At 47.3% G+C, this 15,617-nt stretch carries 10 protein-coding genes; 8 read left to right on the forward strand and 2 right to left on the reverse strand.

Annotation, left to right across the window (positions count from 1 at the left end; genetic code table 11):
- Positions 1–176 precede the first annotated feature (176 nt).
- Both phhA and BZJ17_RS11835 read left to right on the forward strand, forming a co-directional pair.
- Positions 177–1,049, forward strand: coding sequence for a phenylalanine 4-monooxygenase (gene phhA / locus BZJ17_RS11830; protein WP_077640848.1), 873 nt, complete (start codon positions 177–179; stop codon positions 1,047–1,049).
- Complete coding sequence (locus BZJ17_RS11835; RefSeq protein ID WP_077640849.1) at positions 1,042–1,383, forward strand: 4a-hydroxytetrahydrobiopterin dehydratase; 342 nt, start codon at positions 1,042–1,044, stop codon at positions 1,381–1,383. The genes phhA and BZJ17_RS11835 overlap by 8 nt, the downstream gene beginning before the upstream one ends.
- Positions 1,384–1,543: 160 nt before the next feature.
- Here BZJ17_RS11835 and BZJ17_RS11840 read toward each other — a convergent pair whose 3' ends face one another.
- On the reverse strand, positions 1,544–1,732 hold the full coding sequence (locus tag BZJ17_RS11840; RefSeq protein ID WP_077640850.1) for a restriction endonuclease subunit S: 189 nt from the start codon (positions 1,730–1,732) through the stop codon (positions 1,544–1,546).
- Positions 1,733–1,845: 113 nt separating this feature from the next.
- On the reverse strand, positions 1,846–4,215 hold the full coding sequence (locus tag BZJ17_RS11845) for a methyl-accepting chemotaxis protein (protein ID WP_077640851.1): 2,370 nt from the start codon (positions 4,213–4,215) through the stop codon (positions 1,846–1,848).
- Positions 4,216–4,514: 299 nt separating this feature from the next.
- Between BZJ17_RS11845 and BZJ17_RS11850 the strand changes: the two genes are divergently transcribed.
- The 6 genes from BZJ17_RS11850 to BZJ17_RS11875 all read left to right on the forward strand — a co-directional run bounded on the left by BZJ17_RS11850 (position 4,515) and on the right by BZJ17_RS11875 (position 15,461).
- A complete protein-coding gene (locus tag BZJ17_RS11850) occupies positions 4,515–5,402 on the forward strand; it encodes a PhzF family phenazine biosynthesis protein (RefSeq protein ID WP_241836798.1) in 888 nt (295 codons plus the stop codon).
- Between the two features lie 87 nt (positions 5,403–5,489).
- Positions 5,490–6,698 carry an HDOD domain-containing protein gene (locus BZJ17_RS11855; protein ID WP_077640853.1) on the forward strand — a complete coding sequence of 403 codons (1,209 nt, stop codon included), beginning with the start codon at positions 5,490–5,492 and terminating at the stop codon, positions 6,696–6,698.
- Between the two features lie 17 nt (positions 6,699–6,715).
- Entirely contained in the window at positions 6,716–10,141 is a 3,426-nt protein-coding gene (locus BZJ17_RS11860) for a PAS domain-containing hybrid sensor histidine kinase/response regulator (RefSeq protein ID WP_241836799.1), read from the forward strand.
- Between the two features lie 123 nt (positions 10,142–10,264).
- On the forward strand, positions 10,265–11,302 hold the full coding sequence (locus BZJ17_RS11865; protein WP_077640855.1) for an efflux RND transporter periplasmic adaptor subunit: 1,038 nt from the start codon (positions 10,265–10,267) through the stop codon (positions 11,300–11,302).
- Positions 11,299–12,396, forward strand: a complete 1,098-nt coding sequence (locus BZJ17_RS11870; RefSeq protein ID WP_077640856.1) for an efflux RND transporter periplasmic adaptor subunit — start codon at positions 11,299–11,301, stop codon at positions 12,394–12,396. The genes BZJ17_RS11865 and BZJ17_RS11870 overlap by 4 nt, the downstream gene beginning before the upstream one ends.
- Positions 12,393–15,461, forward strand: a complete 3,069-nt coding sequence (locus BZJ17_RS11875) for an efflux RND transporter permease subunit (RefSeq protein ID WP_077640857.1) — start codon at positions 12,393–12,395, stop codon at positions 15,459–15,461. The genes BZJ17_RS11870 and BZJ17_RS11875 overlap by 4 nt, the downstream gene beginning before the upstream one ends.
- Positions 15,462–15,617 lie beyond the last annotated feature (156 nt).

The raw sequence follows: 15,617 nt of genomic DNA on the forward strand, positions 1-15,617 counted from the left end.
CAAGCACGCGGATCCCTCGAGGATGAGGCATTCCCCGTAGCGATAGCCTTTTGGATGCTTAATGTAAAATAAATGTTACGCAAAGGTAAAATTAAAACCGGGGTGAGGAGATGATTTTATCAGCAAAGTCGACGTAATCTGTGAGTAACGGAGACATTGCGTAAGGCTAAGGGCCGCTGTTTACGCGCGATTTTTACGCCAGACAACGACACAAGGCGGTGAACGTGAAACAGAGTAAATACGAATCCAAACCAGTTGATGAGCTGGGTCGTGTAGCCTGGTCGGCACAAGAAAACGATGTATGGCGCCAGTTAGTCACACGGCAGCTTGCGTGTATCAAAGACAAAGCGTGTCAGGAATATCTCGACGGGTTACGAATGCTCGACTTGCCGCATGACACGGTGCCACAGATCCCAGATGTGAATGCTGTGTTAATGCGAGAAACGGGTTGGCAAGTGGCCCCTGTGCCTGCGTTGATTGATTTCGACCAGTTCTTCGCTTTACTGGCGGACAAGAAATTCCCTGCGGCGACCTTTTTGCGCACCAAAGACGATTTCGATTACTTGCAAGAGCCGGATTATTTTCATGAGATCTTCGGTCACTGTGCGATGCTGACCCACCCAGCGTTCGCTGAATTTACCCATATGTATGGTCAACTGGGTAAGAAGGCCACGCCCAAAGAGCGCGTCTATCTTGCACGCTTATATTGGTTTACGGTCGAATTTGGTTTACTCAGTGACTCGCAAGGCAATCGCAGTATTTATGGCGGCGGGATCTTGTCTTCACCGGCGGAGACCGAGTACGCCTTTAATAGCGACAAAGCGGTGCGTAAGCCTTTAGAAGTGATAGATGTCATGCGCACGCCATATCGGATTGACATTATGCAACCCATTTACTTTACCATTGAGTCGATTGACGATTTATTTGCCATCAGCCAACGTGATTTGATTGCTGATGTGCATCAAGCCATGGAACTGGGCCTTCATGCGCCTTTGTTCCCGCCCAAACCGAAAAAGACAGAACAGCAAAAGGAAACGCAACATGTCTGAACTAACTGAGTTGAAATGTGAAGCCTGTAATATTGATGCCCCTTTGGTCAGCGCTGATGAAATGCCAGCGCTGCTTAAAGACATTCCGCAGTGGCGCAAAGTAACACGAGATGGGATTGATCAGCTCGAACGTGAGTTCACCTTCCGCAACTTCAAGTTGGCGTGGGCGTTTGCCAACCAAGTGGCTGAGCTGGCTGAGCAAGAAGGCCACCATCCGGCTATCTTGCTGGAGTGGGGTAAAGTGACCGTGACTTGGTGGTCGCATAAGATTAAAGGCTTGCACAAAAATGATTTTATTTGTGCGGCGAAAACTGACGGCATCGCCCCTGAATAAACCCAAAACGCCCCGAGAGTGATCTCGGGGCGTATCTTTTTCGCTCACTTGCTATCTATCCCTGTCACGCAAGTATCAATTTTGCGCCGCCAATGCTTTTCATTGGCATATCTCTAAATAGAACACGATAAAGTGACGCGGTCACTTTATCGTGTTGTTCTTACTCTTCTTCGTCGCTTGCGTCTTTTTGCTTAACGGCAAAATACTGCGCCAAGATGTCATCGGTGAGCTCACCTTTCTCTTCAAGGGCTTTGAGCTTTGCCACAATCGCTTTTTGTTCGTCGAGTGATGGCAAAGTCTCTGGCTCATGCTCGGGCGCGTCATCGGCAATATGCTGTAAAGGATCCATTAGTTTACATCTCATACGGGATTAACAAATTTACTGGCAAGCCTACCATATCTTTCTGGAAATCGCGTAGCTTGCTCAGAGCATCTCAGTTAACATCAAACCGAGACGTTATTTTATTGGTTTTCATCAAAACGCATTTTTGTTCGTCGTGCGGTCGAGAACTCGGCATTGGTTACTTTGAAATTACCGGCGATGTGTCGGAGTTTTTCTTCCATTTTGTTAATGTCACCGCTTAGACCTGCACACATATCAATGGCGCGACGCGTTGACTCAAACCTATCATCCATTACGGTAAAGTTATCGCTGACGCCGGAGAGGACGTTTACCTGTTGATTAATCGCTGAGTCAATTTGCGCTACATGTGCATCGATTGCAGTCATTGCATGCGCAATATCTTCGAGGCTAGATTCTGTTTCGGTCACACTCAAGGCGCATGCACGTGTCGATGTTTGTCCTTTTTCCATCGCCGAGGACAGGTGATGCGTACTGGCGACAATATTGTTGACCATCTCCGTTACATCGGATGTTGAGCGTGTTGTTTTTGAAGCTAAGTTTCGAACTTCATCGGCAACAACCGCAAAACCGCGTCCCATTTCCCCAGCGCGTGCCGCTTCGATAGATGCATTTAAGGCTAGGAGGTTAGTTTGCTCTGCGATATCGCTAATCACATCAACGACCTTCTTAATATCTTCAGCGTGTTGTTTTAGTTCATCGACCGCAGAGGAAACATCGTCAATTTCTCCTTCCAACTCTCGCATCACCGTCACCGTATCGCTGACGGCTTTCCGCCCATCTTTGACTTCTGTCGCGGCATGCTCTGTGGCGGATTTGATGTTGGTTAGTTCACTTTCAACGGTATGACTGGTTTCGAGTGATAACGTTAAACTGTTGCGTACTTCATCGGATTGCGATTGTGTGTCGGTCGCGTGACGAGTTAGTATGTCATTGATTTCATGAACATCTTCAGATATCGGTTTTAACCTAGCAATGGCGCTTAATAAGTTGGAGAAGGTGCTATCCAGATACTCGATAAAATAGTTAAAACCGGCAGACAGGGTTGAGAGCTCATTCGAACCTGAGGACTCGAGCCGATAACGTAGATCACCACTCCCAGACGACAGATCGTGCACCGTACCGACCATTTTGCGTAGCGGTGATGTAACCGCTTTAGCCATTAACCAGCTAACCAGGATACTTGCGAGTAATGCCAAGATCAGCATCACGGATAATGTTGAGTAGGTTTGGTTTTTGAGTGATTGCGCCAGCAGCATGGCTTCGCTTTCATCAATTTCGCTTAAAAGCACCCAGTTTAGCCCTTGAATATTCAAAGGCTGATAGGCGGAAAATACTGGAACACCGCGATAGTCCTCGAAGAGGGAAAACCCAGTGTCTCCAGCAAGTGCAGCTTGCGTTCCTGGCGTGTTTACCGGCTGCAAGCCGATGGTCGTATTACGAGCACGGATTTCGTCGATGGTCTCGTTCGCCACACCAGATAGCGCGAGTTGTTCAAAATAGTGGCTAGGATCGTCTATTAAGAATCGACCATCTGAGCGCATGAGGTTATCACTACCTACCAAATAGGTTTCACCACTTTCCCCAAAACCGGTTTCCTTCCAGTTTTGTTTATGCGTTGTGATTGCGTTTAGTGCATCTATGGGCATTTGAAAAATAAGTACGCCGCTGACTGAACCGTCATCTCGGGTTATGGGGGTGCCAATAAAAGCCGCCGCAGCATCATACGAAGGTAAGTAAGAAGCAAAGTCACTTAAAACGGTTTCACCCGACGATAGTACTCGCTTATACACCTCGGCAATACCCGTATTACTGTACGGGCCTGAGGTGAGTGATGTCGCAAAATCCAGCTCTTTATAGACCGAGTAAACGATGTGACCGTTATCAGGTTCAACGAGGAAAATATCGTAAAAGCCAAACTGGTTTAAAAACGCTTGAATGATGGGGTGATACTTGGCGTGCACATTGTCATAGTCGGTATCGTTTGGAGAACGATTCAAGTTGTCTTTGCTACCAAGGGGGGATGGATTATCACCAATATACAGTGTTTGAAAGTAGCGAGCCGGTGGCGATAGACCACTAAGCATGCTGTTTAATGGCGGGCTCTCGCCTGCGTTTTGATTTCGATACTGACTGGCAAATTCGTTGCTGTAGTAAGACTCTAGTGATGAAGATGCTGGAGTGGAGTGTGTTTGAAATGTTGTTGAAAATGCGACGCTAAAATCTTGCATCGCTTGCCGATACATCAAATTGTTAGCGTTTGATTCGACTTGACGACGAATGATGCTGAAGTAGCTTTCTAGCTGTTGTGCAACTTGATTTCGGCTGGCTGTGAGTTGACTTTCAATTCGGTTAGTAAGCAATGATTTGGATTCATTAACGGTGAGAAAGCCTAATGTAAGTGCACTGACCACAACAAAAGTGATCACTAAAGATGTTGTTCCAATCAATAACTTTGACTGCAGCTTCACGGCTTATCCTCCACCTAGTTCTTTATTCTAATAAAAGATTAGACCGGAACAGCACCTTCATAGCGATTTTATACATGTTTAATGTGTTGACCTACACGAAAATGGTAACAATATTGAATCAGACACAACTAATAGTTTGATTTATTTACCGTCTGTCTTGGCATACGGAATAAGTTTTTATTGTCATACTTTAGTATAAGCGCATAGGATGGAAGGAACACAAGGCGTGCAGGGTGTCGTGTTAAACGACGCAGGCCTTTAAATGGAAACCCGCACACAGCGGCTATCGCGAGGAAGCAATGATGGACAGATTTGTTGAGTTCTATCACTTAAATGCATTCGTTGCACAAGGACAGGGTGGGAATCCCGCCGGTGTTGTTAGGCATGCAGATGTGCTGGATGATGCACAAATGCAGGCCATTGCAACAGACTTCGGCTATCCTGAAACGGCATTTATTTGTCATAGCGAGCATGCTGATGTCAGATTGCGGTTCTTTACTCCGACTAATGAGGTCGCGTTTTGTGGTCACGCCACTGTGGCAACATTTTCTGCGCTTTGGCAGTTGGGTGAACTTGAAGCTGGCGATTATGAGCAAGAAACGGGGGCAGGCGTCCTGCAAGTGTCCATCTTAGATTCGGGAAAAGTTAACTTTGAGACGGCAATTCCAGTTATCAGTGACGGACCGAATGAAAAGGTGATTGCCGATGCGTTTCACATAGACAGTAAAGATATCCTATCGACGGGATTACCTGTCAAAGTCGTCTCCGCGGGTGGACCCAATATCATTTTGCCGCTTGCGTCCCTCGATGCACTGGCTCGGATGTCACAAGACAGGGAGGCGGTTATTGCGCTGACGGAGGCTTACGATTGCATTGGGGTGCATGCGTTTGCTTTGTCTCCCCACGAGTCGGATATCACTGCGTGTTGTCGAAACTTTGCACCTGCGGTCGGGGTGGATGAAGAGGCGGCTACTGGAAGTGCTGCTGCCGCCTTAGCAGCGTACTTGACTGAGTATCAGGGCACACATAATCGATTTGTTTTTGAGCAGGGTGAGCATATTGGGGCGCGATCGCTACTGTCTGCCGTGGTCAAAGTTGATGGGCAAGGCCACCAGCGCGCTTGGGTGGGTGGCGAAGCAAATACCCTAGCACGGCGTGGCTATCGGTTAGATGCGATTAGCGCTTAACTTACTCAGTTCAATCAGAAAAAATCATCAGGGTTGGCGCGATTAGTCTACGTTTATTAAAGGGATCTAATTTGCGGGGTTAACATCGTGAGTGAAACCTTCTTTTCGTGTCAGCCAATTTTTGATGACCGACAGCAGCACTGGGGAAGTGAGCTGCTTTTTCGTGAAGGTCTAGAAAACAAGTTTCCATCAATTGACGAAGACACTGCCACATCAAGAATACTGAGTGCTAATTTCCTGTCTGGTAATGAATTAGACGACCAGTTGCGTTACGTGGTGAGTTTTTCCGAAGCAGCACTACTTGACGAGTTACCTTTATCCATGCCGGTGTCACGTCTGGTGATCTGCATTAGTGAGAAAACACGACCAACACCGTTATTGCTTAAAAAACTTCGTGCGTATAAAAAAGCCGGTTTTATGTTGTTGGGCTCGAGTTCAGCTTTCTCGAATCAGTGGCTGGAGTATATCAATTTGTTTAATTTAGTCAGCGTCGATATGGATCGTGATGATCCTATGCGCTGGGTAGGTACGATATCTGATTATCCTGATATTCGATTTTTGATTCGAAAAGTAGAGAAACAAGAAGAGTTTACGTTAGCAAAGCAGTTAGGTTACAGCCTCTTTCAGGGCTATTTTTTCGAACAACCGAAAATTCGACGCCAAAGTGATGTTGCACCGTCAGTTATCACCCTGCTGGATGCCTGTATTATCATCAATCGAAGTCCTTATGACATTGACGAAATCACTGATGTGATATCGCGTGATGTGTCTTTGCTCTATAAGGTAGTCACCAGTGCCAATGTGTTGGCCAAGTCAAAGAAAAAGAGCATTTCTAATCCTAAACAAGCAGTCGTTTACCTCGGTTTAGAGGCATTACGCCGTTTAATTTCTCTCCTCATCATGTCCAACATGAATCATCAAGAGTGTTTGCATTTGCAAAATGCTGCTATTTTGCGCGCAATATTTATGCAACAAGCTGCATCTATGTTGAAAGGGCTGGATGCTGATGAAGGTTTTCTCGTTGGTGCCTTTTCCTTTTTAGATGCCATGTTGGGTTGTCCGATGGAAGATGTGGTGAGTCATCTAGATCTTAGTCAGGAAGCCAAGCAAGCCCTACAGTCACAAAGTGGCCATTACGGTGCTTTGTTGGAATTATGCAAGAATATCGAACATGCGAATTGGGACTGGGTGTCGAAAAGCTGCGAAAAGCTCACATTAAAAGAGCGTGTCGTGTTGAAGGCGTTTGAGAAAGCGCGAGAGCAAACGCAAACATTAGCCGCAACCATGCAGGTATAAGTATGAATCGAGTGGGAATGCGCTTAGCTGTTATTTTGATTGTGTTGGCAACACTGCTGCTGGGTGGATTTGGCTATTATAACTATCATGTTGCGAAGTCGCGCTTAGAATCCGATATGAATCAGGACTTAACGTCCATTAGCCAGCGACTCAAACAGCGCCTGCCCACATTGATGTGGAATTATGATTTTGAAAATGTCCAAAATGATCTTGATAGTGAGATGGGATCGCGATACGTCCATCGATTAGAGCTTGTTGATGCTAATGGGCAATTTCGTTATGTCACAGATTCAAAAGGGACGCGTGCAGATTCTGAACTGAGTCAGTTGACAATTCCACTTGAATACGATGATCGCAGCCGTTCGGTAAAAGTCGGCGATCTGATCATTTATCGCGATAGCAGGTACATCGATAAAGAGCTCAACACTGAGATATTACGTACGACGACGCAAATTATTTTGCTGAACTTGCTAGTGGGTTTCTTTATTTGGAAATATGCCAAGCAGATCAGCCGCGCAGAGCAAAGCCGCGCCTACCTCGATACCGTTATTCATAGCTATACCGATGCACTCTTGGTGCTGGGTGACAAGCATTCCATTATTACCATCAACGAATCGGCCAAACGGTTGTTTGAGCTTGAATCTGTCCCTGATGAAGCCATCACACTGTCGGCCATTGTGTCTCGTGTTAAGCCCAATTCGCGCGCCTATTTTTCTCAGGCACTCTACGATTTAAATGGCAAGACTAACCGCTCTTATGAAATAGAAACCGAGAGTGGAGAGCGGGTGGTGCAGGTGAAATCCACTCCCATCAAAGACGAAGACCCACGCGCGCTGAATGTCGCTATTATTCGCGATATCACCGAACAACACCTCGATAAACAAAAAGTCTCTAAAGGGGCAGAGTTATTCTCCGCCATGAAGAGCTTACAAGATAAATTTCTGATTCGAGAGGATTTTAGTAAAAGTTTTCATGATGTCCTTAAAATCTTGCTGCGTATCGGCGAGAGTAATCATGGCATCATTGTTGAAGTGGGTGGCAATGATGAACCAGAGCAAGCGGGCTTGCCCTACCATGTGCTTGCCCAAACTCGGTTGATTCAAAACGGTTATGTAGGTGATGAGTTTGTTCGCAATCTGTTGATTGAAATTATTGAAACCAAACAAAGTAAACGCAGCCTACAAATGGCGGGTGTCGCGGGTAACAACCAGAAAATGATCATCAATGTATTGGGCTTACCACTATACATGTCGAACCAGCTCGTTGGCGTGGTTTGTTTATTCGATGAATCAACCACCTATGATGATGAGCTGCAAAGCTGGATCGATCCGATCTTATCGAGTTTGAGTTCAATGATTCACTTTGTTCAGCAGAAAAACCTGAACGATATGATCTCTAAAGAGATGGCGAGAGCGAAAGAGCAGGCGGAACGCGCCAATGAATCAAAGACCAATTTCTTGGCGATGATGAGCCATGAGATTCGCACACCGATGAATGGCATTGTAGGGATGTCGAACTTATTAATTGAGACGCCATTGACGCAACAGCAGCGCTATTTCGTCGATACCTTGCAACACTCCTCTACCGCGCTACTAAACATCATCAACGATGTGCTCGATTTGACCAAAATCGAGGCCGGTAAAATGACGCTCTCTAAACAAGTACTCAATGTGGCTGATCTTGTTCACGAATCCTTGAGCATCTTCACTGCCAAAGCAGCAGAAAAACAGTTGCGACTCCATTGTTATATCGATCCTCGTATGCCATGTGATATTGAACTCGATGCGGTCCGCTATAAACAAGTGATTATCAACTTAGTCGGCAATGCGGTGAAGTTTACTAAGCAAGGGCATATTTATGTTCGCTTGTATCAAGCGAAAGATGGCGAAGTCACGAATCTTGTCATGGAAGTGGAAGATACGGGGATCGGGATCCCAGAAGATCGCCATGAGGCTATCTTTGAAAACTTTACTCAGGTGGATAACTCGTATTCGCGCTCTTATCAAGGGACAGGCTTGGGCTTACCGGTATGTCGTAAATTGTTGCGATTGATGGATGGTGATATCACCATTCGTAGTGAAGAAAATAAAGGTACGACGTTTGTGTCTACTGTGCCTATCACCTTCACTGACTCACCACATACACTGTTTGATGGTTATGAACTGAGCGCAGAAGAAAAAGCGCAGCACGTTTGTTTGGTCTCAGAAGATAATTTACTCACCACTACATTAGCCGCATACCTCGATCGCCTGTCTGTCGCGTTTGTCAGTGTTACTGAGGGGACGCAAGTTGATACGCGAGATAGCGAACAGTTAACCTTGATGATTGATCAAGATAAGATGCAAAGTTGCCAACATTTAGTGGGTAAAGTCGCCAAGAGTGTCGCCATTAGCCATGATGGCCATCATGACACAGGCATGCAAACGCTGACATGCCCAATTAATTACAGCGAGTTGTATCGAGTATTGACTTCGAATGAGGCGGAGCTTGATGACAACCTTGCGGTAGTTGGGCAGTACGACAATATTCGCTTTGATTTAAATGTTCTGGTCGCGGAGGACCACTTAGTCAACCAAGACTTAATCGATATCATTCTCGCCAAGCTAGGTTGTAAACGCACATTGGCTGAGAACGGCAAAGAAGCGCTTGAACTGCATAAAAAAACACCTTTTGATATTATTTTAATGGATTGCCAAATGCCTGAAATGGATGGCTTTGAGGCAACGCGCCGTATTCGTGAGTTTGATAAGCACACACCGATTATTGCCGTGACCGCCAATGCGTTATCGGGGGACGCAGAGCGTTGCTTGGACGCAGGCATGAATGGGCATTTAGCCAAACCTTTCAGCAAAGATCAGTTAATTGAGTTGCTGATTCTCTATTCCAGCAACGATGCAGTTCATTATGACGATCCGCATGACACCGATGATGGGCTGGACTTAGCGGATTTAGATGAAAAGACGTTGACGGAAGGTGAGCACACTAGCGATTCTGACACAGACACAGACACAGACACAGACACAGACACAGACACAGACATAAATACAGGTATAGATCCTGACCCCGATCATCGTGTGAATGGAGCGGCAACCATGGAATCCAATGAGCCTCCCGTCGATATTGCTCATGTCAAAGAACAGGTGGGCGATAGCATGGATCTAGTGAAAATGATCCTTGATAAGTACGTGAATAATCAGACCAATGACTTAGAGAAAATGGAAGTGGCGTTCGATGAGCAAGATGTCGCTGCTGTTAAGAAGCTCGCTCATAAAATGAAAGGTGCGGCGGCGATGATTGGTGCAAAAACACTCTCGGGTATTTGTTTAGAACTTGAAAAGTCATCGTCGGAAGACACTGAAACACTCAAAACGTACTTACCGACAATTCGTGAACATACCCAAGCTATTGTTGAGCAGGTCTCTGGCCTACCGGAAACATCTTGATACATCCTGTCACGCTCGTTAGCATGGGCATAGTGTCAACTTAGATTAAAAATTAAAGACCAATCAAACACCTAGTGCTTGACTATTTAGTCGAGTACTAGGTTTTGTTGTGAGGAAAGGCAGATGAAAAAAAGTGCTGTGTTGGTTTGCGCCGCTACTTTGCTACTCAGTGGCTGTGGTGAAAAGGCGACCTCTGCACCATCAGAAACGCCAGCTCGACCCGCTAAGCTGTTGACGGTTGCTATCGGTCATGAAGGGATCACCCGTCAATTTCCCGCTCAGGTTGAAGCCGATGATAAAGCATTGCTTTCGTTTCGCGTGTCAGGCGTGATTGAGAGCATGCCGGTGAAAGCAGGTATGGATGTTAATCAAGGCGATATCTTAGCGGAGTTGGATGGTCAGCAATATCGTCTGCAGCTAGACAAGGCTAAGGCGCAATACCAACTGGCTCAGGTGCAGTTCAATCGCGCAGATCGTCTACACAATGACAAAGTCATATCCGAACAGCGCTTTGACGAAGCGCGCTCCGCCTTGAGTGAGGCTGCTGCTGGTTTAGAGCAAGCACAGGCGAATGTGAATTATACGCAGCTAAAAGCGCCTTATTCCGGCACTGTCTCTTTGCGCATGAAAGAAGTCAATGAGTTTGCCCGAGCTCAAGAGCCTATCCTCCACATTCAGTCGAAAGATATCATTAACGTCAGCTTTCAGTTACCTGAACGATACTTTCATTACTTTAGCCAACAAGCCAAGCAGCTCACGCCATTTGTAACGTTTGATGCGTATGGCGATCGTCGTTTTCCTGCCCAGTTTAAGGAGATGGATACAGAAGCGGACACGAAAACAGCGTCCTATCGGGTTACGGTGAGCTTAATGCGACCACAAGCGGTGAATGTATTGCCGGGCATGGCAGCGAAGGTGAGTGTCACTATACCGACAGATGCACAGACCTCCATTCCTGACTCAGCACTGATCACGAAAGGAGAAGACCTTGGTGTTTGGCGAGTTGATTCGCAAGGTGTTGTGTCTTTCACGCCCATTCGTTTGGAGGATGGCAAAGTGAGTGATGGCCTTGAAAATGGCGATGTGATTGTTGCGACCGGCGCGGGTGCGCTTCAAGAGGGCGATCGGGTACGAGCTTGGGTGAAGGAGCGTGGACTATGAAATCAGTCGTAAAACTCTTGGGTATCGGAGGCTGTTTGATGCTCCTCTCGGCGTGCCAGCCTGAGTCGACTCCTCGCGAGGTGGCAACGCCAGTTGTGACAACCTTTACGGTACACCATCAGCAACAAGATGAGCGCATTACCTTCCCCGCGGTAGCTGCTGCGGCAGACAAGGCAACGTTAGCGTTTCGGGTGCCTGGCGAGGTGCAGCAAATTAACGTAAAAGCGGGTGATCTGGTCAAGAAAGGCGATGTGCTGGCGCGACTTGAACCAACGGACTATCGCTTAGCGGTTGAGAACGCCAGTGCGCGCTTTGATGTCGCGGATGCTCAATATCGTCGCTCGGCACCTTTGGTCGAGCAGGGTATGCTGGCTCAATCACAATTTGACGAGCTAAAAGCACAGCGCGAAATTGCGCAAGCAGAGTTGGCGCTGGCGAAGCTACATTTATCCTACGTTGAGCTGAAAGCACCGGAAAATGGCGTTATCTCTCGTGTCAGCGTGGAGCCATTTGAAACCATTGCGCCGGGGCAAGCGATCATGAATATCCACGATGCCACACGTGCCGACATTCGCATTCAAGTCCCTGATATTTTGTTTAGTCGCAATGCCGGTGTAAATACGCAATCGGTGCAAACGCGATTGGTCCCCGAAGTGATTACCCAACAAGGCAATACCTTCAAGGCGTCGATCGACGAATATACCGCCGAGCCGGATCCGCAAAGCGGTGCCTTTGTGGTGACCTTAACGATGCCGATGCCAGAGCAACAATTTATTCTCGATGGTATGCCCGTTCAAGTCAGTATTTCTCGTCAAGGCTTGCAGTTAACCCGAACTGGGCTCTCTATACCGATAGAAGCGGTGTTTAACCAAGATGGTGACCCGCTTGATCGCGAGCACAGTTATGTGTGGCTCTTGAATGCAAAAGACAATACCGTGCACAAGCAACAGATTGAGATGGGGCGCATCCATGGTCACCGGATTGAAGTGGTTGAAGGATTGAAACAGGGCGATCGCATTGTTGTTGACGGCGCGAATCAACTGGCCGACGGACAAACCGTACAGCTCGCGTCAAAAGAGGAAAAGAGATCATGAAGCAAGGCGTGGCAGGCTATTTTATTCAAAATAAAGTCATCAGTTGGATGATTACGCTGATCTTTTTGATCGGGGGTACCATCGCTTTTTTGGGGCTAGGGCGCTTAGAGGATCCGGCCTTTACCATTAAAGACGCAATGGTCATCACCAGCTACCCTGGTGCAACGCCGCAGCAGGTTGAAGAAGAGGTCACTTATCGGCTCGAAAAAGCGGTTCAACAGCTTACCTATGTCGATGAAGTTCGCTCTATTTCCAGTCGTGGCCTTTCCCAGATCACGGTTAAAATGAAACCCAAATATCGTTCGGATGACCTTCCCCAGATATGGGATGAGCTACGCCGAAAAGTGAACGATGCTCGGGGACAACTCCCTCCCGGCGTGAACCCGCCGCAAGTGATGGATGACTTTGGTGATGTGTACGGGATTTTATTGGCGATAACCGGTGACGGATATAGCTACAGCGAGCTTAAAGACTATGTGGATTATTTGCGTCGTGAGCTTGAATTAGTCCAAGGGGTGGGCAAAGTACAAGTGACCGGTGCGCAACAGGAACAAGTCTTTATCGAAGTGTCGATTCAGCGCTTGAGCAGCTTGGGTATCTCTCCTAATACCTTATTTAACCTGCTGGCAACTCAAAACTTAGTGAGCAATGCGGGCGCTGTGCGAGTGGGGGATGAGTATATTCGTATTCATCCTACCGGCGAGTTCTCGTCTGTGGATGAGTTGGGCAATTTGATCCTCACCGAAGCGGGTTCACAAGGCCTGATTTATCTGCGCGACGTTGCGGATGTAAAACGGGGATACCAAGAAGTACCTAGCCAAGTCTTGTCGTATAACGGTAAGCAAGCACTGCAAGTTGGTATTTCTTTTGCCGATGGTGTCAATGTGGTTGAAGTTGGCCAGAACGTCGATAAACGTTTGGCGGAGCTCAATGATAATCAGCCGGTTGGTATTCAAGTGCATCATGTGTATAACCAGCCCGATGAAGTCGACAACTCGGTCAGCGGTTTTGTGTCTAGTCTCGGGCAAGCGGTGGCGATCGTTATCATCGTGTTGCTGTTTTTTATGGGACTACGCTCGGGCCTTTTAATTGGCTTGGTGTTGTTGCTAACTGTGCTGGGCACATTCGTGTTTATGCGCTACTTCGATATTAATTTACAGCGTGTTTCACTCGGTGCCTTGGTCATTGCGCTTGGTATGCTGGTAGACAACGCCATTGTGGTGGTTGAAGGTATATTAGTCGGCTTAAAGCGTGGCCGAACGCGAATGCAGGCCGCGCACGATATTGTCACTCAAACTAAGTGGCCCTTGTTGGGGGCGACCGTGATTGCGGTAACAGCGTTTGCGCCGATTGGCTTATCTGAAGATGCAACCGGTGAGTATTGCGGCACCTTGTTTACGGTTCTGCTGCTCTCCTTGATGCTCAGCTGGTTTACGGCCATTACGCTGACGCCCTTTTTTGCCAGCATGTTTTTCAAAGAAACCACCGTCTCCGAGGGTGATGAGCAATCGGACCCCTACAATGGCGTGCTATTTGTTATCTATAAACGATTCTTATCGTTTTGTATGCATCATGCCTATCTGACTCTACTAGTCATGGTCATTGCGCTGGGAGCTAGTATTTACGGGTTTAGCCATCTGAAACAATCCTTCTTTCCTGATTCGACCACACCGATGTTCATGGTGGATTTATGGCTGCCTGAAGGGACAGATATTCGGGCGACTCAGGGCACTTTGGATGATGTCTCAAGCTGGTTGAGTGAACAAGAGGGCGTGAGCTATGTATCGACCAGTGCTGGGAAAGGCTCTCAGCGCTTTATGTTGACCTATTCACCAGAGAAAACTTACGCCGCGTACGGTGAGCTGATCGTCCGTGTGGATGAGTATGCCCATGTAAAACCCACGATGGGACTGGTGCGTGCACATATTCAGCAGCAATATCCGAATGTTCAACTTAAGCTCAAACCGATCACTTTAGGGCCGGCTTCGGGGTCAAAAATTGAAGCGCGGATTATCGGACCTGAGCCGACGGAACTACGAGCTATTGCTAAGCAGGTAGAAGCGCGTCTTCATCAAGATCCAGACGCCGTCAATATTCGTCATGACTGGCGCGAACGCACCAAAGTGCTCGAACCTGAGTTTAACGAGAGCCAAGCGCGTCGCTACGGGATTACGAAAAAAGACGTGGACGACCTTTTGACCATGACCTTCAGTGGCAAACGTATTGGCGTGTATCGTGATGGCACCAATCTGATGCCCATTGTGGCCCGCTTGCCGGATGAGGAGCGCGTCAATATTAATACCCTCGAAGGGATGAAGATCTGGAGTCCTGTGCTGAAAGATTATATTCCTTTGCAACAGGTGATCCTTGACTATGACCTGCGTTGGGAAGACCCCATCATCATGCGTAAAAATCGCAAACGCATGCTAACAGTGATGGCTGATCCCGATCCGCTCGGTGGCGTCACGGCGGCAACGTTATTAACCCGTGTCCGCAGTGACATTGAGTCGATTCCTCTTCCAGAAGGCTACCGTATTGAATGGGGCGGTGAGCATGAGTCATCCACAGAAGCAAAAGAAGGGCTGTTTAGTATTATGCCTCTGGGTTACCTCTTTATGTTCTTGGTAACCATACTGCTATTTAACTCGGTGAAAGAGTCGTTAATTGTTTGGTTAACCGTGCCGCTTGCAGTTGTCGGGGTGACCACGGGTCTGCTCTTACTGAATACGCCGTTTGGCTTTATGGCATTACTCGGCTTCTTGAGCCTAAGTGGTATGCTGCTGAAAAATGGGATTGTATTGATTGACCAAATCAATATAGAAGTTGCCAGTGGCAAACAGCGCTACCAAGCGGTAGTGGACGCGGCAGTAAGTCGTGTTCGTCCGGTCTGTATGGCTGCAGTGACGACCATTTTAGGGATGCTGCCGTTGCTACCGGATGTATTTTTCCGCCCAATGGCAGTGACTATCATGTTTGGGTTGGGTTTTGCGACCGTGCTAACACTGATTGTGGTGCCTGTACTGTACCGGATTTTTTATCAAATCCATTATCACCGTAATGCCTGATACGACGAAGCACCGCAACCGCGGTGCTTTTTTATGTCAGTGTCTCAAATGTTGAGGTTGTGGATAACTACAGAACTATCCACAAAAACAGTTAATAACTCGGTGAATTACGTCGCTAAGGGGCATCAGAAGCGCGATAGTTAAATGTCAATATGC

It is taken from the genome of Salinivibrio sp. IB574 (assembly GCF_001996205.1).
Taxonomy (GTDB): domain Bacteria; phylum Pseudomonadota; class Gammaproteobacteria; order Enterobacterales; family Vibrionaceae; genus Salinivibrio; species Salinivibrio proteolyticus.